The following is a 17,830-nucleotide window of genomic DNA, read 5'->3' on the forward strand; positions in this document are numbered from 1 at the left end:
CCCGCCGGTGGCCGAGGCTCCGGCCCCCGTTCCGGTCCCGGCACCGCCCCCGCCGCCGGTCCTGACGCCGAAGCCGGTGGTGGCGATGCTGCCTCCCCCCGTCGCTCCGGCCCCCGTCGCTCCGGCGGAGCCGCCCAAGGCGGCGCCGGGATCGCCGTTGTGGAAGAAGAACGCGCTGCCCTTCCGCACCCCGCCGGGCAAGCCGGCCATCGCCATCGTCATCGACGACATGGGGGTGGACCGCAAGCGCTCGACCCGCACGGCGGCGCTGCCGGGGCCGCTGACGCTCGCCTGGCTGCCCTACGCCAACGAACTGCCGGCCCAGGCCCGCGCCGCCCGCGCCGCCGGGCACGAGCTGATGCTGCACCTGCCCATGGAACCCACCGGCTCCGCCGATCCGGGGCCGCAGGCCCTGCGGGTGTCGCTGGACAAGGGGGAGATCCTGCGCCGGACCAAATCGGCGCTGGACAGCTTCGACGGCTATGTCGGGGTGAACAACCACATGGGCAGCCGTTTCACCGCCGATCACGCGGCGATGGCGCCCGTCCTGGGGGAAATCGCGCGGCGCGGCCTGTTGTGGCTGGACAGCCGGACCACCGCGAAGAGCGCCGGCCTGACCATCGCGCGGGACCTCCAGATGCCCTTCGCCGGGCGCGACATCTTCCTGGACAACGAGATGACCGTCCCGGCGGTGCGCGCCCAGCTCGCCAAGACCGAGCAGGTCGCGCGCAGCCAGGGCTACGCCATCGCCATCGGCCACCCGCACGATGTGACAATCGACGCACTGGCATCCTGGTTGCCGGAGGTGCAGAAGCGTGGCTTCGTTCTGGTTCCGGTCAGCGCCGTCGTGCGTGCCCATCACACCGGCGGCTGACCGCCGCCACAGCGCAAGGAGACGTCCATGGCTGACACCTACAAGGTCGGCGGCATGACCTGCGGCGGCTGCGCCCGCTCCGTCACCAACGCCATCGGCAAGCTGGCGCCGGGCGCCGCCGTGACGGTGGACCTCGCCGCCGGCACCGTGGCCGTGGAGGGCGAAATCGCCCCGGAGACGGTGAAGAAGGCCGTGGAAGGCGCCGGATTCGACTTCGGCGGCCAAGCCTGACGCGCATTCCTTTTCCCCTCTGGGGAGAAGGTCAGGATGAGGGGGCGCCGAAGGCGGCCAACGGCACAAGGCGATGGCCTCGTCAGCACTGCCGGGCGTAACCCCCCTCACCCAACCCTCTCCCCAGGGGAAGAGGGCTTTTGCGCTGTGTCAGCCTCGTGACCTTGGGTGCTCAAGCGGCCTGAACGGGTCGGCGCAGCCGCCACATCAGCAGGACGCCCGCCCAGGACAGCGACACCGCCAGGGCGGCGCTCAGCGCCACGGCCCGCCCGGCGGGCTCGGCCAGCAGATGGGCGGTGAGCAGCGCCAGGGCGAGGCCGGGGTTGGTCAGAAGCGCGCTGCGCATCGCCGCGGCCACCACGGCGCCGCCCAGCCGCGGGTGCAGGATCGCGGTCAGGCTGGTCAGGGCGATGGGGAACACCGCGGCGATTCCCGTGGCCGCCGGCCCGATGCTGTGGCTGAGCGTGGTCACCGTGGCGACCAGCAGGCCGACCAGACCGGCGCGCGCCGGAATGTCGTACCAGCGCGACCGCGCCACCCGAGCCGCCTTGTCCGCCGGAATCGGGGCGGACACCACCCGGGCGGCCAGCCCGTAGCAGCCCAGAGTCAGCAGCACGGCCAGCGGCAGCGTCCAATCGACGGCGGAGCGCAGGGTGGCCGCCAAGGCGATCCAGAAGGCCGAGCTGACGGCGACCGTCGCCACCACGCCCAGGCGCGGGGCGATCCGCACCAGAAGCGCCAGATAAAGGACGATGGTCGCGTTCCCGACGAGGCCCGACAGGGCGGCGTCGGCAAGGAAGCCGTCGCCGTGCTCCATGGCGAGAATCACGAAGGCCGGGCCGGTGGAGACCGGCAGGGCGGTGATCATCCCGCCGTAGAAGGGGCCGGCCTTCTCCGCCGCCAGCGACGCCGCGACGACGACCAGCGCCGCCGCCGCGACCTTCACGAGCAGCGGCAGCAGCAACGCATCGAATGGCATTCAGGCGTTACCGGGCGGAGGTCTCGCGGACGGTCTCCTCCGCGGCGCGGATCAGGGCCATCGACTTGTTGACGGTCTCCTGGTACTCGGCCTCGGGATCGCTGTCGGCGACCACGCCGCCGCCGGCCTGGACGTACATCATGCCGTCCTTCAGCACGGCGGTGCGCAGCGCGATGCAGGTGTCCATGGCGCCCGACGCGCCGAAATAGCCGACGCAGCCGGCGTAGACGCCGCGGCGGGCCTTCTCCAGCTCGTCGATGATCTCCATGGCGCGGACCTTCGGGGCGCCCGACACGGTGCCTGCCGGGAAGCCGGCGACCAGCGCGTCCAGCGCGTCGTGCTTCGGATCGAGATCGCCCTCGACGTTGGAGACGATGTGCATGACGTGGCTGTACAGCTCCACGATCATCTTCTGCGTCACCTTGACGGTGCCGGTCCGCGCGACGCGGCCCACGTCGTTGCGCCCGAGGTCGAGCAGCATCAGATGCTCGGCCAGCTCCTTCGGGTCGCTCAGCAGATCCTCGGCCAGCGCCCGGTCCTCCTCCGCCGTGGCGCCGCGCTTGCGGGTGCCGGCGATGGGGCGGACGGTCACCTTGCCGTCGCGCACGCGCACCAGGATCTCCGGGCTGGAGCCGACAACCGACAGCTCCCCGAAGTCGCAGTGGAACAGGAAGGGCGACGGGTTCAGGCGGCGCAGCGTGCGGTACAGCGCCAGCGGCGACGGCTTGAAGGGGAAGCGGATGCGCTGGGACGGCACGACCTGGAAGATATCGCCGGCCCGGATGTACTCCTTCGCCCGCTCCACGATCGCGTGATACTCCTCGCGCGTCGTGTTGGAGGTCCAGGCGAGCGGCAGCCCGTCCTTGGTCCGCGGTTCCCGCCGGTAGGGCAGGGGGCGCTCCAGATCGGCCACCGCGTCCATCAGCCGCTCGCGCGCGTCGCCGTGGGCGGCGGCGGCGTCAACTCCCGGCTTCGGCCAGACGGGGGTGACCAGGGTGACCGAATCGGTGTGGCTGTCGAAGATGGCGACGATGCTGGGGCGCGACAGGATCGCGTCGGGGATGCCCAGCTCGTCCGGGTTGTCGTCCGGAAGCCGCTCCATCAGCCGGACCATGTCGTAGGTCAGGTAGCCGAACAGGCCGGCGGCCATCGGCGGCAGGGCGTCCGGCAAGTCGATCCGGCTCTCGTTGATCAGGGCGCGCAGCGACTCCAGCGGGGCCGCGTCGATGGGCTGGTAGGCGTCGCGGTCGTGCAGGGCGTTGCGGTTCACCTCCGCCCGGTCGCGGCGGCAGCGCCACACCAGATCGGGCTTGAAGCCGATCACCGAGTAACGGTCGCGTCGCGACCCCGCCCCGCGCTCCGCCGATTCGAACAGGAAGCCGAAGGGGCGCCCGTCGGCCAGCTTCATGTAGGCGGAGACCGGGGTCTCCAGATCGCTGACCAGCGTGGTCCACACCACCTGCGGCTTGCCGGCCTCATAAGCGGTGTGGAAGGCGGCGAATTCCGGCTGAACCTTCACGGGAGGGGCCTCGACTGTGTGGGCGACTGGGTGGGGTTAGTTGCCGCTGGCGAAGAACTGGTCGATGCGGCTGCGGTGAACCTCGACCGGGTAGCTGTTGCGCAGCGCGTTGCCGAACTGGGCCATGATGTCGCTTTCCAGGCCCTGGGCCACGGTGCTCTCCACGGTCGCCAGCGTGGCGTCGCCGGCCGCCGGGTCCGCCGGGATGACCTCCTTCAGGCGGGCGACGACCTGGCTGTCGGCGGTGGCGCCGGTCACCGTCTCGCCGGGCTTCACCTCGAACAGCTTGCGCACCAGCTCGCCCGGCAGACCTTCGACGGAACGGGCGTCGCGGGTGAAGGGCGTGGTCATGGCGAAGCGGGCGCCGGACTGGTTGGCGACGTCCTGCGCCGCGGCTTCCGAACCCTGCTTCAGCTTGGCGGCGATGTCCTGCGCCCTCTCGGCGGCCAGCTTGGCGCGCTTGTCGTCCTGCCAGCCGGCGACCGCCTGATCGCGCACCTCGGCCAGCGGCTTCGGCGCGGCGGGCGTCACGCCGTCCACGCGCACGGCGTAGAAGACGTTGTTCGGCGCTTCTGTCAGGTTGGAGGTGGCGCCGGAGGCGAGCTGGAAGGCGGTCTGCACCATGGCGGCGAAGTTCGCGCGGCCCGGCGCGGCGTCCTTGCCGTCCGGCGCCTTGCCGCTGCTGTCCACCGCGGCGATCTTGGCGATGGCCAGCCCCTGGGCCTGGGCGACCTCCTCCAGCGGGGCGCCGCTGGCGAGCTGGTCCTCGACCCGGTTGGCGATGGAGTAGAGCGAGTCCATCGCCTTTTCCTTGCGCAGGTCGGCCAGGAGCTGGTCGCGGGCCTCCTCGAAGCTCTTGGCGGCGCCCGGCTGGACGGCGGTGACCGTCAGGACGTGCCAGCCGAGACCGCTGCGCACCACGCCGCTGACCGTCCCCTGGGCGAGGGCGAAGGCGGCGTCGCCGATCTCCGGCAGCTCGTTGCGGGCGACGTTGTCCAGCGTGATGACGTCGATGCCGGCGTCCTTGGCGGCGGCGGTCAGGCCCTTCGTCTTGGCGGCCTCGGCGATCTGCTTCGCCTTCGCCTCGTCGTCGGCCAGGGCCATCTCCACGGTGCGGCGTTCCGGCGTGCCGAACTCGCCGGCGCGCTCGTCGTAGGCGGCGCGGAGTTCGGCGTCGGGGATCTGCACGTCCTTGGCGATCTCGTCGGCGGAAAGCTGGGCGATGCTGAGCGCGCGGTATTCGGGCGCGGTGAAGCGGACCTGATGGTCCTCGTAATAGCGGGTCAGCTCGGCCTCGTCGGGCACGCCGACGTCGCCGATGGCGGCGTTGGGCAGGGTGACCACCTCGGCCACGCGGCGCTCCCCGCGGAAGCGGTAGAGGTCCCGGACCAGCGGCTTCGGCGGGGTGACCCCGGCGCCGACCGCCCCGGCCACCAGCTCACGCGCGGTCTCGCGGCGCAGGATGGCGACGTAGCCGTCCTCGGTGAGCTGGTTCTCGCGCAGCACGCTGCGGAAGCGGTTCGGGTCGAACTGGTTCTGCGCGTTGCGGAAGGCCGGCTCCTCGGCGATGCGCTGGCGCACCACGTCCTGGCCGACGGAGACGCCGGCGTCGCGCGCCGCCTGATCGTACAGGGCGCGCTGCACCAGCGCCGAGAGCGACTGGTCGAGCAGGCCGAACTGGCGCGCCTGCTCCGTCGTCAGGTTGCCGCCCAGCATCGGGCGCAGCCGTTCCATCTGGCGGCGGAACTCCTGATCCAGTTCCGCCCGGTCGATGTCCACCTTGCCGACGGACGCCACGGTGCTGGAGATCCCGCCCTGGCGGATCATGTCGCCGATGCCCCAGGCCGCGAAGCTGACGATGAGGAGCACGAACAGGATCTTGACGACCCACGAACCGGCGTAAGTGCGGATGAACTGAAGCATGGGACCCGAATGAGTGCGCGATAGGGCGGCCGTCTGGCCGGGGCGGCATCATAGGCACCCCGCGAAAGCCCGGCAACATCCCATTTCCCCCGTGATTCCATACCGGAAGGAACCCGCCGGACCGGTGGAAATGCGCGGCGCTCCTTGCTAGACAGGGGGCGCACTTTGAGAACGAACACCCGCGACAACGCCCTTATCAACGAACGAGAGCCGGAGGACGAAAACGCCATGGCCGCACGCCGCAAACTGATTGCCGGGAACTGGAAGATGAACGGGCTGAAGGCCGACGGGCTGGATCTGGCCTCCGACCTCGCCGGGCGCCTGGCCGGGGCCGGGGCGGTCGCCTTCGACATGCTGGTGTGCCCGCCCTTCCCGCTGCTGTTCCCGGTGGGCGACGCCATTTCCGGCAGCCCGCTGGCGCTCGGCGCGCAGGATTGCCACGCCAAGACCTCCGGCGCGCACACTGGCGACGTCAGCCCGGTCATGCTGACCGACGCCGGCTGCCGCTACGTCATCCTCGGCCATTCGGAGCGCCGCGCCGACCACGCCGAATCCGACGCGCAGGTCGCCGCCAAGGCCGCCGCCGCCCACAAGGAAGGTCTGGTCGCCATCATCTGCGTCGGCGAGACGGAGGCCCAGCGCGACGCCGGGCAGGCGAACGCCGTCGTCGCCAGCCAGCTCAAGGGCTCGATTCCGGAGGGCGCCACTGCGGCGAACACCGTCATCGCCTACGAGCCGGTCTGGGCCATCGGCACCGGCAAGACCGCGACGCCCGACGACGTGAAGGCCATGCACGCCCACATCCGGGCGGAGCTGGCCGGCAAGACCGCCGATCCGGACGCGGTGCGGGTCCTCTACGGCGGCTCGGTCAAGCCGGGCAACGCGGCGGAACTGATGGCCGTGGAGAACGTGGACGGCGCGCTGGTCGGCGGGGCCGCGCTGAAGGCGGACGATTTCTGGGCCATCGCCACCAGTTGCCGCTAGCATCTGGCGCGGGACCGCGTTAAAAACAGTGGGCGCGCGCCACGGGCCCCTACCAAGGTCTGTGGCGCGCTGTTGGTTTGGGCGGTCCTTTCGGGCCGCCTCGGGAAGGGATCAAGGGAACGGGCTGCATGGAATCGGTGCTTCTGGTCATTCACCTGCTGATCGCCCTGGCGCTCGTCGGGGTCATCCTGATCCAGCGGTCGGAAGGCGGCGGTCTCGGCATCGGCGGCGGCACCATGGGGGGCATGATGTCCACCCGCGGCACCGCCAATCTGCTGACGCGGACCACCGGCATTCTGGCGGGCTGCTTCATGGCGACCAGCCTGGTCCTGGCGATCCTGGCGGGCGCGCACAAGGCGCCGACCTCGATCATCGACAGCATGCCGGCCCAGCCCGCCGCTCCGGCGGCTCCCGCCCAGCCGGCCGTGCCGGCGCAGCCCGCCCCGCCGGTCGCCCAGTAAAAGCGGCCCGGCAAAACGCGGCGCGGCTCCGGCCGGGTCTGACGTGAGGCGGCCTCCCCCGAAGCCGCCTCTTTCTTTTGAGGACCGCCGATCTGGGCAGCGCCCGGGCGGCGGTCCGAATTCGGGGAACGGATCAGGCTCTCAAGGTCTTCGGACGGACATGACTCGCTACATCTTCATCACCGGTGGCGTCGTTTCCTCGCTGGGCAAAGGTCTGGCGTCGGCGGCGCTTGGGGCGCTTCTCCAGGCGCGCGGCTACAAGGTGCGGCTTCGCAAGCTGGACCCGTACCTGAACGTGGACCCCGGCACGATGAGCCCGTACCAGCACGGCGAGGTCTATGTGACCGACGACGGCGCTGAGACCGACCTCGACCTCGGCCATTACGAGCGCTTCACCGGCGTCGCCGCGCGCCGTGGCGACAACATCACCACGGGCCGCATCTATTCGAACGTGATCGCCAAGGAGCGGCGCGGCGACTATCTGGGCGCCACCGTCCAGGTGATTCCGCACGTCACCGACCAGATCAAGGACTTCATCGGCGCCGACACGACCGACGAGGACTTCATCCTCTGCGAGATCGGCGGCACGGTGGGCGACATCGAATCGACACCCTTCCTGGAGGCGATCCGCCAGTTCGGCAACGAGGTCGGTCCGGAGAACGCCCTGTTCATCCACCTGACCCTTCTGCCCTACATCCCCACGGCGGGCGAGCTGAAGACCAAGCCGACGCAGCATTCCGTGAAGGAGCTGCTGGGCATGGGCATCCAGGCCAACATCCTGCTGTGCCGCGCCGACCGTCCGATCCCGGAGAACGAGCGCCGGAAGATCGCGCTGTTCTGCAACATCCGGCCGGAGCGGGTGATCGCCGCCCTGGACGTCGATTCGATCTATCAGGTGCCGATCAGCTACCACGAGGAAGGCTTCGACACCCAGGTGCTGGCCTATTTCGGCCTGCCGACCGAGGGCAAGCCGGACCTGTCGCGCTGGACCAGCATCGTGGAGCGCGTGCGCAAGCCGCAGGGCGAGGTGACCATCGCCGTCGTCGGCAAGTACACCAGCCTGCTCGACAGCTACAAGTCGCTGGCCGAGGCGCTGACCCACGGCGGCATCGCCAACAACGTGAAGGTCAAGCTGGACTGGATCGACTCGGAGATCTTCGAGGACGACAGCGCCGTCCAGCGGCTGGAGAACGTGCACGGCATCCTGGTTCCGGGCGGCTTCGGCTCCCGCGGGACGGAGGGCAAGATCCGCGCCGCCCAGTTTGCCCGCGAGCGCAAGGTGCCGTATTTCGGCATCTGCTTCGGCATGCAGATGGCGGTGATCGAGTCGGCCCGCAACATGGCCGGGATCGTGGACGCCGGCTCGACCGAGTTGGGCAAGCCCGGCAACCCGGTGGTCGGCCTGATGACCGAGTGGATGCGCGGCAACAGCCTGGAGAAGCGCACGGAGGGCAACGACCTGGGCGGCACCATGCGGCTCGGCACCTATCCGGCGAAGCTGGTCCCCGGCAGCAAGGTGGCGGAGGTCTACGGCACCACCGACATCACCGAGCGTCACCGCCACCGCTACGAGGTCAACGTCTATTACAAGGAACGGCTGGAGAAGGTCGGCCTGCTGTTCTCCGGCCTGTCGCCGGACGGCGAGCTGCCGGAGATCGTCGAGATCCCGGACCATCCCTGGTTCATCGGCGTGCAGTTCCATCCGGAGCTGAAGTCCAAGCCCTTCGACCCGCACCCGCTCTTCACCTCCTTCATCAAGGCGGCGATCGAGCAGAGCCGGCTGGTCTGATCCGCCCGTAAGGGGGAGGGGCTTCCTCCCCCGCGCGTTCCGGTTCCAGGTTTCCGGTGGGTATAGTGAAAGCGGCGGCCGAGCCAACGGCCGCCGCTTTTGCGTTGCGGGCCAGGAAGAAACCAAGGGGTTGGAGACATCATGACCGACATCAGCATCCCCGCCGGCGACGGCGGCAGCTTCTCCGCCTATGTGGCCAAGCCGGCGGGCGGCGGACCGGCGCCGGGACTCGTCGTCATCCAGGAGATCTTCGGGGTCAACCGGGTCATGCGCGACCTGTGCGACGGCTTCGCCGCGCAAGGCTGGCTGGCCGTCTGTCCGGATCTGTTCTGGCGGCAGGAGCCGGGCGTCCAGATCACCGACAAGACGCAGGAGGAGTGGAACCGCGCCTTCGCGCTGATGAACGGGCTGGACCAGGACAAGGCGGTGGAAGACCTGAAGGCCACGCTGGCGTGGCTGCGCGGGAATCCCGATTGCACGGGCAAGGCGGGGACGGTCGGCTACTGCCTGGGCGGGCGGCTGGCCTTCATGATGGCGGCGCGCTCCGATTCCGACGCGAATGTCAGCTACTACGGCGTCGGGCTGGACGGGCTGACCGGCGAGGTGCCGAACATCGCCGGGCCGCTGCTGATGCACATCGCGGAGAAGGACCGGTTCGTCCCGAAGGAGGCGCGGGAGAAGGTGCTGGCCGCGGTGCAGGGCAACCCGAACGTCACCGCCCACGTTTATGCGGGCATGGACCACGCCTTCGCCCGCGAGGGCGGCGACCATTTTGACGCGCAGGCGGCGGACATCGCCAACGGGCGCACGGCGGCCTTCCTCAAGCAGCATCTGGGTTGACGCCATTCCGGTTGACGCCATTCCGGTTGACCGGGATCGCCAATATCTGGGAAGGAATGGGCAGCGCGAGGGGGGCTTCGGCATGCGTCCCCTCGCATTGCTTTTTGGAGAGCCTGGGATGACCACCGCCAAGACCGTCCGGATCGGCAACCTGACCATCGCCAACGACCGGCCCTTCACCCTGATCGCCGGCCCGTGCCAGATGGAAAGCCGCGACCACGCGCTGGAGACGGCGGCGGCTCTGGTCGAGATGACCGGCGCGCTGGGCATCGGGCTGATCTACAAATCCTCCTTCGACAAGGCCAACCGCACCTCCATCAGCACGGCCCGCGGGCTCGGCATGGACAAGGCGCTGCCGATCTTCGCCGAGATCAAGGAGCGGTTCGGCTGCCCGGTCATCACCGACGTGCACGAGGCCGACCAGTGCGCGGCGGTGGCGGAGGTGATGGACGTCCTCCAGATCCCGGCCTTCCTTTGCCGCCAGACCGACCTGCTGGTCGCCGCGGCGAAGACGGGCCGGGCGGTCAACGTGAAGAAGGGCCAGTTCCTCGCCCCCTGGGACATGAAGAACGTCGCGGCGAAGCTGGTGGCGTCGGGCAACGACAGGGTGCTGCTGTGCGAGCGCGGCGCCAGCTTCGGCTACAACACGCTGGTGTCGGACATGCGGTCCCTGCCGATCATGGCGGAGACGGGCTTCCCGGTGGTCTTCGACGCCACCCACTCCGTCCAGCAGCCGGGCGGGCAGGGCACCACCTCCGGCGGGCAGCGGGAGTTCGTTCCGGTGCTGGCCCGCGCCGCCATCGCCGTGGGCGTCGCCGCCGTCTTCATGGAGACCCACGAGAATCCGGACGGCGCCCCCAGCGACGGCCCCAACATGGTCCCGCTGAAGGAGATGCCGGCGCTGCTGGCGCGGCTCCAGGCTTTCGACCGTCTGGCGAAGGGCTGACGAAAGGACAGGTCCGGGAACGGGGGGCGGGTCCGGGCGTTGCCCAGGCACCGCGGGCGCCGCGCTTACGGTGGAGCGTCCGCGGATTGAGCCATGGAGCAACGCCATGAAGCTGATCCGCCTGTGCGCCATCGCCGCCCTCGGCGCCATGATCGCCGTTCCCGCCCTCGCGCAATCCAGCACCTCTTCGACCACGCCCGTTCCGCAGGCCAAGCCGGCCATGCCGCCGGGCACCAGCGGGTCCACCACGGCCCCGCCCATGGGCAGCGGGTCGTCGTCGGCGAAGGCCAAGGTCATTGACCTCAACACCGCCGGCAAGGACGAGCTTCAGACCCTGCCGGGCATCGGCGAGGCGCGGTCCGACGCCATCGTGAAGAACCGTCCCTACCGCTCGAAGGACGAACTGGTCAGCAAGAAGATCGTCCCACAAAACGTTTATGACGGGATCAAGGACCGGGTCGCCGCGGTCGGCGGTTCCAAGACCACCGCCTCGGCGGGAGCCGGCACGAAGAAGTGACATGGGGCCGGCCCCCGTCTCCTGAGAATGGTGCGGGGGCCGTTCCTACAGGCTGAAGCTGCGGTAGGTGAGGGGCACTTCCGCCGTGCCGCCGTCCGTCGCGGTGATGCCGGCGAGCAGCCCGTGATGCTCGGACAACTCGCACACGGGATCGGTGTTGTCGGCGCTTCCGGTCAGCGCCAGCGCCTGGCAGCGGCAGCCGCCCCAGTCGATCTCCCTCTGGTCGCAGCTCCGGCAGGGCTGCGGCATCCAGTCGGTGCCGCGGTAGCGCTGGAAGGCGGCGGAGTTGGCCCAGATGTCGGCCAGCGGACGCTCGGTCACCCGGTCGAAGGTCATGCCGGGAATCGTCTCGGCGGCGTGGCAGGGTAGAACCGATCCGCTGGGGGTGACGTTCAGGAACTTGCGGCCCCAGCCGCCCATGCAGGCCTTGGGGCGCTTGGCGTAGTAATCCGGCACCACGTAATCGACGACCAGCCGTCCCGTCAGCTCCGGCAGGCGGGCGCGCACCCGTTCGTCCATGCGGATCAACTGCTCGTGGGTGGGCATCAGCGCGGCGCGGTTCTTCAGCGCCCAGCCGTAATACTGGACGTTGGCGATCTCGATCCGGCCTGCCTTCAGCTCCAGCGCCATGTCGATGAAGTCGTCCACGCGGTCGATGTTGTGGCGCTGCACGATGGCGTTGACGGTCAGCGCCATGCCGGCGTCGGTCACCGCCCGCGCCACCTCCAGCTTCTTCGGCTGGCCGCCGGGAAAACCGCTGATGATCTCCGCCTTGGCGGGCACCGTGTCCTGGAAGCCGATCTGCACATGCTGGAGCCCGGCGTCGCGCAGCCGCTCCAGCCGTGCCCGGTCGAGCAGCACCGCCGAGGTGATGAGGTTGGCGTACAGCCCGGCCCCGGTGGCGTGGGCGACGAGCGCTTCCAGATCCTTGCGCGCCGTGGGCTCGCCACCGGAGAAATGCACCTGGATGATGCCGAGGTCGGCGGCCTCGTCCAGCACGCGGCGCCAGACGGCGGTGTCCAACTCCCGGCTGGCCGGGTCGAGCGCCAGCGGGTTGGAGCAGTAGGCGCAGCGCAGCGGACAGCGGTGCGTCAGCTCCGCCAGCAGGGCCAGGGGCGGTTCGATGCCGGTCGTGGCGCCACAGAAAGTCATCGGGTCAGGAACCCCTTCGCAATCATGTCCGCCAACACCTCCAACACATCCGCGGCGATCTCGTCCCGCGGCGCGTCGAACTGCGTGGCCAATGCCCCGATGGCCGCACCCACGGTCACCGGCGGCTGGGCGGTGGCGGCGCGCACCACCTCCAGGGCCACCTCGTCCAGGATCAGCACGCGCTCCGGCCCCAGAAGCTGCCAGTGGTTGCGCACCCGGTCCTGGCGGAGCATGACGCCGGGCGCCAGCCGCACCCGGTCCTCCTCGCCCAAGGCCCCCGTCATCGCGTGTAGACCGTCGGCTCCATGTCCTCCGGCACGAAGGCGCCGGGCGGGATGAGGCCGGGGGACACATAGGCGTGGTGCAGCGCGTCCAGCTGCGCCCACAGAAGCTCCGCCTTGTGGCGCAGCGCGGCGATCACCTGCTGCTGCTGCTCCGCCGTCCGGGCGTTGTCCAGCACATACTGGAGCCCGAACTCCACGTCGCGCGGCGCCTCGTCCAGACGCTTGCGGAAATAGGACAGGGTGGCGTCGTTGGCGAAGGCGTAATACGCCTCGAACCCGGCGATGCGCTCCCGGTGGATGGCCGGGGCGAACAGCTCGGTCAGGGAGGAGGCGACGGCCTCCAGCGTGGACTTGCTTGACACGAAATTGACGTAGGAATCCACGGCGTAGCGGGTCGCCGGCAGGATGCCCGTCAGGGACGTCACGTACCCGCGGTCCAGCCCCAGCCCGTCGGTCAGGCGCAGCCAGCGCTCGATCCCGCCGACCTTGCCTTCCTCGCGCCGCGCGCTCTCGCCGAAGCCGTCATGGTCCAGCACGCGCTGAATCCAGGCGCGGCGCAGCGCCGGGTCGTCCATCCGCGCCATCAGCGCCAGATCCTTCTTCGGGATGGAGACCTGATAGTAGAAGCGGTTCAGCGCCCAGGCCTGGACCTGCCCGCGCTTCAGCTTGCCGCCGTGCAGCAGTTTGTGGAAGGGGTGGAGGTCGTGGTACTGGCGCTCGCCGATGGCGCGCAGCTCGCCTTCCAATTCCTCGCGCGACAGCACTCTCGTCATAGGGTGAACTCCATCCCGTCGTGGGCGATCTCCCAGCCTTCGGCGGTGGCGGCGGCCCGTTCGGGCGAGTCGTCCAGCAGGGCCGGGTTGGTGTTGTTGATGTGGACGAAGACCTTGCGCCGCACCTCCAGCCCCGCGAAGGCGGCAATGGAGCCGTCCGGGCCGGACATCGCCATATGGCCCATGCGCTGACCGGTCTTAGTGCCGGTGCCGGCGCGGATCATCTCGTCGTCGGTCCAGGTGGTGCCGTCGAACAGCACCAGCGGCGCCCCGCGCAGCCGGCCGGCCAGCCAGCCGGGCATGGCCGAGCAGCCGGGGATGTAGAAGAACTCCCCGTCACCGTTGCGGTCGCGGACGCGCAGCGCCACCGTGTCCTCCGCCACCGATCCGAAACCGGCGGCGGACGGGTCCTCCAGATAGAGCGCGACCTTGCCGGGAACGGCGAAGGCTTCGATCTCGAAGGGCAGGGGAGTGCCGGCGGCGTCGGCGGGCACCCAGGGGCGGTCCAGGGCCATGGCGCGGCGCGGGGCCAGCTCCGGATTGACCACCCGGAACACGGAGTTCGCCTCCAGCACGCCGTGCACCCGGTCGGTGGCGTAGACCGCCAGCGGCTGGGATTCGCGCAGGGTCAGCAGGCCCGCCACATGGTCGATGTCGGCGTTGGTCAGCACCGCCGCGGCGATGGGGCTGTGGCGCAGGCCGCTTTGCGGGTGAAGCGCCGGGTTGCTGCGGATTTGCTGGCCGATGTCCGGCGAGGCGTTCAGCAGCACCCAGCGCCCGTCGCCGCCGCTGACGGCCAGCGAGGACTGGGTGCGCGGACGGGCCGCCGGGTCGCCGGAGCGGGCGCGGCGGCAGCCCGCGCAGTTGCAGTTCCATTGCGGGAAACCGCCGCCCGCCGCGGAGCCGAGGACGAGGATCGTCAGCATGGGGGCCTTTCCAGGTCAGGCGGGCCGTGTCGGGCGTCGGTCTTCACGCAATGGGTACTGGCCGGCGCTCAGAGGCGGGCGCAGGCGTAGGCGTTGATTTCGGTGCCGACGGCGATTTCGACGATCTGGGGCTTGTGCCAGGTCTTCATGGATGGGTCCTCCGCGCTTGGATTGGCCTTGGGGTGTGTCCCGGGGGTGTGTCCCGCCCGCAGCGGGCGGTCCCCGCTAGCGAACGTTAGAACGCTACGGGTACGTGACAAGACGGTCTATGCGACTTTGGAAGCAGGTGCGCTGCACAACAGGATAGGGTGTCCCGCGACCGGGTGCGCCGTTCCCGGCGATTTTGCGCCCCTGCGGCCTTGCATCCCCCCGCACGCAAGGCTATCAAGCCCGCGCGCTTCTTTTTCGCCTGGAAAGATCATCCGGTGCACGCGCGCAACGCGGAGGAAGAACCACTATGAGCGCCATTACCGAAATCCACGCCCGCGAGATCCTCGACAGCCGCGGGAACCCGACCGTCGAGGTGGACGTCCTGCTCGAGTCCGGCGCGTTTGGCCGCGCCGCCGTCCCGTCGGGCGCCTCGACCGGTGCGCACGAGGCGGTGGAGCTGCGCGACGGCGACAAGTCCCGCTACGGCGGCAAGGGCGTGCTGAAGGCCGTGGAGTCGGTCAACGGCGAGATTTATGACGCCATCGCCGGCCTGGATGCCTCCAACCAGCGCGCCCTCGACCTCGCCATGATCGAGCTGGACGGCACCCCGAACAAGAGCCGGCTCGGCGCCAACGCCATCCTCGGCGTGTCGCTGGCCGTCGCCAAGGCGGCGGCGGAAGAGGCCGCGCTGCCGCTGTTCCGCTACGTCGGCGGCGCCTTCGCCAACCTGCTGCCGGTGCCGATGATGAACATCATCAACGGCGGCGCCCATGCCGACAACCCGATCGACATCCAGGAGTTCATGATCATGCCGGTCGGCGCCCAGAGCGGCGCCGAGGCCATCCGCATGGGCTCGGAAATCTTCCAGGCGCTGAAGAAGAAGCTCAAGGACGCCGGCCACAACACCAACGTCGGCGACGAGGGCGGCTTCGCCCCGAACCTCGCCTCCACCGACGAGGCCCTGGGCTTCGTGATGAAGGCCATCGAGGCCGCCGGCTACAAGCCGGGCGACGACGTGATGCTGGCGCTCGACGCCGCCTCGACCGAGTTCTTCAAGAACGGCAAGTACGAGCTGGCCGGCGAAGGCAAGTCCCTGTCGCCGGAGCAGATGGTCTCCTACTGGGCCGATCTGGTGGGCCGCTACCCGATCATCTCGATCGAGGACGGCATGTCGGAGGACGATTGGGAGGGCTGGAAGGCCCTGACCGACGCCATCGGCAACAAGGTCCAGCTCGTCGGCGACGACCTGTTCGTGACCAACCCGGCGCGTCTGGCCGACGGCATCAAGAAGGGCGTGGGCAACTCGATCCTGGTCAAGGTCAACCAGATCGGCACGCTGTCGGAGACGCTGGAAGCCGTGGACATGGCGCACAAGGCCGGCTACACGGCGGTCCTGTCGCACCGCTCCGGCGAGACCGAGGACAGCACCATCGCCGATCTGGCGGTCGCCACCAACTGCGGCCAGATCAAGACCGGCTCGCTGTCGCGGTCCGACCGGCTGGCCAAGTACAACCAGCTCATCCGCATCGAGGAGATGCTGGGCACCGCCGCCCGCTTCGCCGGGCGCGGCATCCTGAAGGCGTAAGGCGCCTTCAGGGCACGGCTTTCGGGAAAAGGCCCCTTTCCGGGACACCGGGAAGGGGCCTTTTTTTCTGTGTTCTCTTTCGGGGCTGCGCCCGGCGCTCGGGAGATTTCCAAATCACCACCGTGCAAGGCGCGCGCGCTTCTGGTAAACAGCCGCCATAGTTTCGCCCGCTTGGGCCGGCACCCTCCTCATGACGGCATTCCCCGCCCGGACAGGACCCTCGACGCATGACCAAGACCACTTCTTTCGCCGCCCTGCTTCTCGGCGGCCTGCTGTGCAGCGGTTCCGTCCTCGCGCAGACGGCGTCGATGCAGGACCGTCTGGCCCGGCTGGAGTCGGGGGTGGAGGCTCTGGACGGGCGTGTCGAGGTGGCGCAAGCCTATCCCAGCCCTTATGCGCCCGGCCCCAACGCACGGGGACAGACAGCGGAAATCCAGCCCTCGCTGGCCGCGGATTTCGAGGTCCGTCTCCAGAAGCTGGAGCGCGCCCTGTCGGAGCTGACCGGGCGCTATGAAGAGGCGACCTATCAGATCTCGCAGATGAAGGACCGGCTGGAGCGGGTCAACAGCGACATCGACTTCCGCCTGAAGGAGCTGGAGAGCAAGGGCGGCGGGGCGGCCAGCGATCCGTTCGGCGGCCCGGCGAAGCCCAGCGCCCCCGCGGCGGCTCCCAGCGCCGCCAAGGCGCCCGAGAAGGCTCCCGAAAAGCCGGCGGAGAAGCCGGCGGAGAAGCAGGCCGCCGCCGTGGCGCCGCTGCCCGCCAACTCGACCCCCGAGAAGCAGTACGAGCACGCCTTCGAGCTGCTGCGCCAGTCCGACTACGACAAGGCGGAAAAGGCCTTCACCGACTTCCTGGCGAAGAACAAGGGCCACCAGCTCGCCGGCAACGCCCAATACTGGCTGGGCGAAACCTATTACGTCCGCAACAAGTTCCAGGACGCCGCCGTGGCCTTCGCCGAGGGCGTGCAGAAGTATCCGAAGAACAACAAGGCGGCGGACAACCTGCTGAAGCTCGGCATGTCGCTGCAGCAGTTGAACCAGAAGAAGGACGCCTGCACGGCCTTCAACCAACTCGTCTCCAAGTTCCCGGAGGCGTCGGCCAGCGTCAAGCGCCGCGCCGACACGGAGCGCCGCCGCCTGAACTGCCCGGCCTGACGGGGACGGTGAGCGATCCCATCCCAGCCGGACCGATCTCCCCGGCCCCGCTCTCCCCGGCCCCGATCTCCCCGGAAGAGTTCGCCGCCCGCCTGGACCGGCTGGGCGGTTTCGAAGCGCGGCCCCGTCTGGCCGTGGGCGTGTCCGGCGGGGCGGACAGCCTGGGGCTGGCCCTGCTCGCCCAACGCTGGGCGGCGGAGCGGGGCGGCGGGCTTCTGGCCCTGACCGTGGACCACGGCCTGCGCGCGGAATCGGCCGCGGAGGCGGCGCGGGTCGGCGGCTGGCTCCAGGCCCGCGGCATTCCCCACGCCGTGCTGCGCTGGGACGGGGACAAGCCCGCCACCGGCATCCAGGCCGCGGCCCGCGCGGCGCGCCACCGCCTGCTGGCGGAGCGCTGCCGGGACGAGGGCATCCTGCATCTGGCGCTCGCCCATCACCGCGATGATCAGGCCGAGACGGTGCTGCTGCGCTTCGCCCGCGGTTCCGGCATCGACGGGTTGGCCGGCATGGCCCCGGTGCGCGCGGCGGGGGCGGTGCGGGTGATCCGGCCCCTGCTGGATTTGCCGCACGACCGGCTGGTGGCGACCTGCCGCGCCTTCGGCCAGGAGTGGATCGAGGACCCGTCCAACCGCAACCCGCTGTTCGCCCGCGCCCGCCTGCGCGCGGCGGGAGAGGCGCTGGCCGCCGAGGGGCTGGACCCCCTGCGGCTGGCCGGCCCCGCCCGCCCGGCCGCCCGCGCCCGC

At 70.0% G+C, this 17,830-nt stretch carries 19 protein-coding genes; 11 read left to right on the plus strand and 8 right to left on the minus strand.

Annotation, left to right across the window (positions count from 1 at the left end; all coding sequences use genetic code 11):
* Both QSG27_RS20515 and QSG27_RS20520 read left to right on the plus strand, forming a co-directional pair.
* Positions 1 to 874, plus strand: an 874-nt coding sequence (locus tag QSG27_RS20515) for a divergent polysaccharide deacetylase family protein (RefSeq protein WP_306709391.1), incomplete at its 5' end; no start/stop codon positions are given.
* 27 nt (positions 875 to 901) lie between these two features.
* Complete coding sequence (locus tag QSG27_RS20520; protein ID WP_306709394.1) at positions 902 to 1,105, plus strand: heavy-metal-associated domain-containing protein; 204 nt, start codon at positions 902 to 904, stop codon at positions 1,103 to 1,105.
* 172 nt (positions 1,106 to 1,277) lie between these two features.
* Here QSG27_RS20520 and QSG27_RS20525 read toward each other — a convergent pair whose 3' ends face one another.
* Genes QSG27_RS20525 through QSG27_RS20535 form a run of 3 tightly spaced genes read right to left on the minus strand, consistent with a single transcriptional unit; the run spans position 1,278 to position 5,526 of the window.
* Complete coding sequence (locus tag QSG27_RS20525; protein ID WP_306709396.1) at positions 1,278 to 2,084, minus strand: hypothetical protein; 807 nt, start codon at positions 2,082 to 2,084, stop codon at positions 1,278 to 1,280.
* A 7-nt stretch (positions 2,085 to 2,091) separates the two neighbouring features.
* A complete protein-coding gene (gene trpE / locus QSG27_RS20530) occupies positions 2,092 to 3,603 on the minus strand; it encodes an anthranilate synthase component I (protein ID WP_306709398.1) in 1,512 nt (503 codons plus the stop codon).
* Positions 3,604 to 3,639: 36 nt separating this feature from the next.
* Positions 3,640 to 5,526: a SurA N-terminal domain-containing protein gene (locus QSG27_RS20535; RefSeq protein ID WP_306709400.1), complete on the minus strand. Its 1,887-nt coding sequence runs from the start codon at positions 5,524 to 5,526 to the stop codon at positions 3,640 to 3,642.
* Positions 5,527 to 5,754: 228 nt separating this feature from the next.
* Between QSG27_RS20535 and tpiA the strand changes: the two genes are divergently transcribed.
* From tpiA to QSG27_RS20565, 6 genes are all read left to right on the plus strand, one after another.
* Positions 5,755 to 6,510 (plus strand): triose-phosphate isomerase, encoded by a 756-nt coding sequence (tpiA, locus tag QSG27_RS20540; protein ID WP_306709403.1) that lies wholly within the window; start codon positions 5,755 to 5,757, stop codon positions 6,508 to 6,510.
* 128 nt (positions 6,511 to 6,638) lie between these two features.
* Positions 6,639 to 6,971 (plus strand): preprotein translocase subunit SecG, encoded by a 333-nt coding sequence (gene secG / locus QSG27_RS20545; RefSeq protein ID WP_306709404.1) that lies wholly within the window; start codon positions 6,639 to 6,641, stop codon positions 6,969 to 6,971.
* A gap of 160 nt (positions 6,972 to 7,131) precedes the next feature.
* Entirely contained in the window at positions 7,132 to 8,760 is a 1,629-nt protein-coding gene (locus QSG27_RS20550) for a CTP synthase (RefSeq protein ID WP_306709405.1), read from the plus strand.
* A 141-nt stretch (positions 8,761 to 8,901) separates the two neighbouring features.
* On the plus strand, positions 8,902 to 9,600 hold the full coding sequence (locus QSG27_RS20555) for a dienelactone hydrolase family protein (protein WP_306709406.1): 699 nt from the start codon (positions 8,902 to 8,904) through the stop codon (positions 9,598 to 9,600).
* Positions 9,601 to 9,718: 118 nt separating this feature from the next.
* Positions 9,719 to 10,546, plus strand: a complete 828-nt coding sequence (kdsA, locus tag QSG27_RS20560; RefSeq protein WP_306709408.1) for a 3-deoxy-8-phosphooctulonate synthase — start codon at positions 9,719 to 9,721, stop codon at positions 10,544 to 10,546.
* A 106-nt stretch (positions 10,547 to 10,652) separates the two neighbouring features.
* Complete coding sequence (locus QSG27_RS20565) at positions 10,653 to 11,063, plus strand: ComEA family DNA-binding protein (RefSeq protein WP_306709410.1); 411 nt, start codon at positions 10,653 to 10,655, stop codon at positions 11,061 to 11,063.
* A 45-nt stretch (positions 11,064 to 11,108) separates the two neighbouring features.
* On the opposite strand, the gene pqqE is transcribed toward QSG27_RS20565, so the two are convergent.
* From pqqE to pqqA, 5 genes are all read right to left on the minus strand, one after another.
* Positions 11,109 to 12,215 (minus strand): pyrroloquinoline quinone biosynthesis protein PqqE, encoded by a 1,107-nt coding sequence (gene pqqE, locus QSG27_RS20570; RefSeq protein ID WP_306709412.1) that lies wholly within the window; start codon positions 12,213 to 12,215, stop codon positions 11,109 to 11,111.
* On the minus strand, positions 12,212 to 12,499 hold the full coding sequence (gene pqqD / locus QSG27_RS20575) for a pyrroloquinoline quinone biosynthesis peptide chaperone PqqD (protein ID WP_306709414.1): 288 nt from the start codon (positions 12,497 to 12,499) through the stop codon (positions 12,212 to 12,214). The genes pqqE and pqqD overlap by 4 nt, the downstream gene beginning before the upstream one ends.
* Positions 12,496 to 13,272: a pyrroloquinoline-quinone synthase PqqC gene (pqqC, locus tag QSG27_RS20580; RefSeq protein WP_306709416.1), complete on the minus strand. Its 777-nt coding sequence runs from the start codon at positions 13,270 to 13,272 to the stop codon at positions 12,496 to 12,498. The genes pqqD and pqqC overlap by 4 nt, the downstream gene beginning before the upstream one ends.
* On the minus strand, positions 13,269 to 14,198 hold the full coding sequence (gene pqqB, locus QSG27_RS20585) for a pyrroloquinoline quinone biosynthesis protein PqqB (RefSeq protein ID WP_306709419.1): 930 nt from the start codon (positions 14,196 to 14,198) through the stop codon (positions 13,269 to 13,271). Before pqqB ends, pqqC begins: the two co-directional genes overlap by 4 nt.
* Positions 14,199 to 14,266: 68 nt before the next feature.
* Entirely contained in the window at positions 14,267 to 14,347 is an 81-nt protein-coding gene (gene pqqA, locus QSG27_RS29285) for a pyrroloquinoline quinone precursor peptide PqqA (RefSeq protein ID WP_407653251.1), read from the minus strand.
* Between the two features lie 308 nt (positions 14,348 to 14,655).
* Here pqqA and eno point away from each other — a divergent pair, with 308 nt between their 5' ends.
* From eno to tilS, 3 genes are all read left to right on the plus strand, one after another.
* Positions 14,656 to 15,933, plus strand: coding sequence for a phosphopyruvate hydratase (eno, locus tag QSG27_RS20590; RefSeq protein ID WP_306709420.1), 1,278 nt, complete (start codon positions 14,656 to 14,658; stop codon positions 15,931 to 15,933).
* A 227-nt stretch (positions 15,934 to 16,160) separates the two neighbouring features.
* On the plus strand, positions 16,161 to 17,087 hold the full coding sequence (gene ybgF / locus QSG27_RS20595) for a tol-pal system protein YbgF (protein WP_306709422.1): 927 nt from the start codon (positions 16,161 to 16,163) through the stop codon (positions 17,085 to 17,087).
* 8 nt (positions 17,088 to 17,095) lie between these two features.
* On the plus strand, positions 17,096 to 17,830 hold a 735-nt coding region (gene tilS, locus QSG27_RS20600; RefSeq protein ID WP_306709424.1), incomplete at its 3' end, for a tRNA lysidine(34) synthetase TilS.

The organism is Azospirillum isscasi, assembly GCF_030849505.1.
Lineage (GTDB): Bacteria > Pseudomonadota > Alphaproteobacteria > Azospirillales > Azospirillaceae > Azospirillum > Azospirillum isscasi.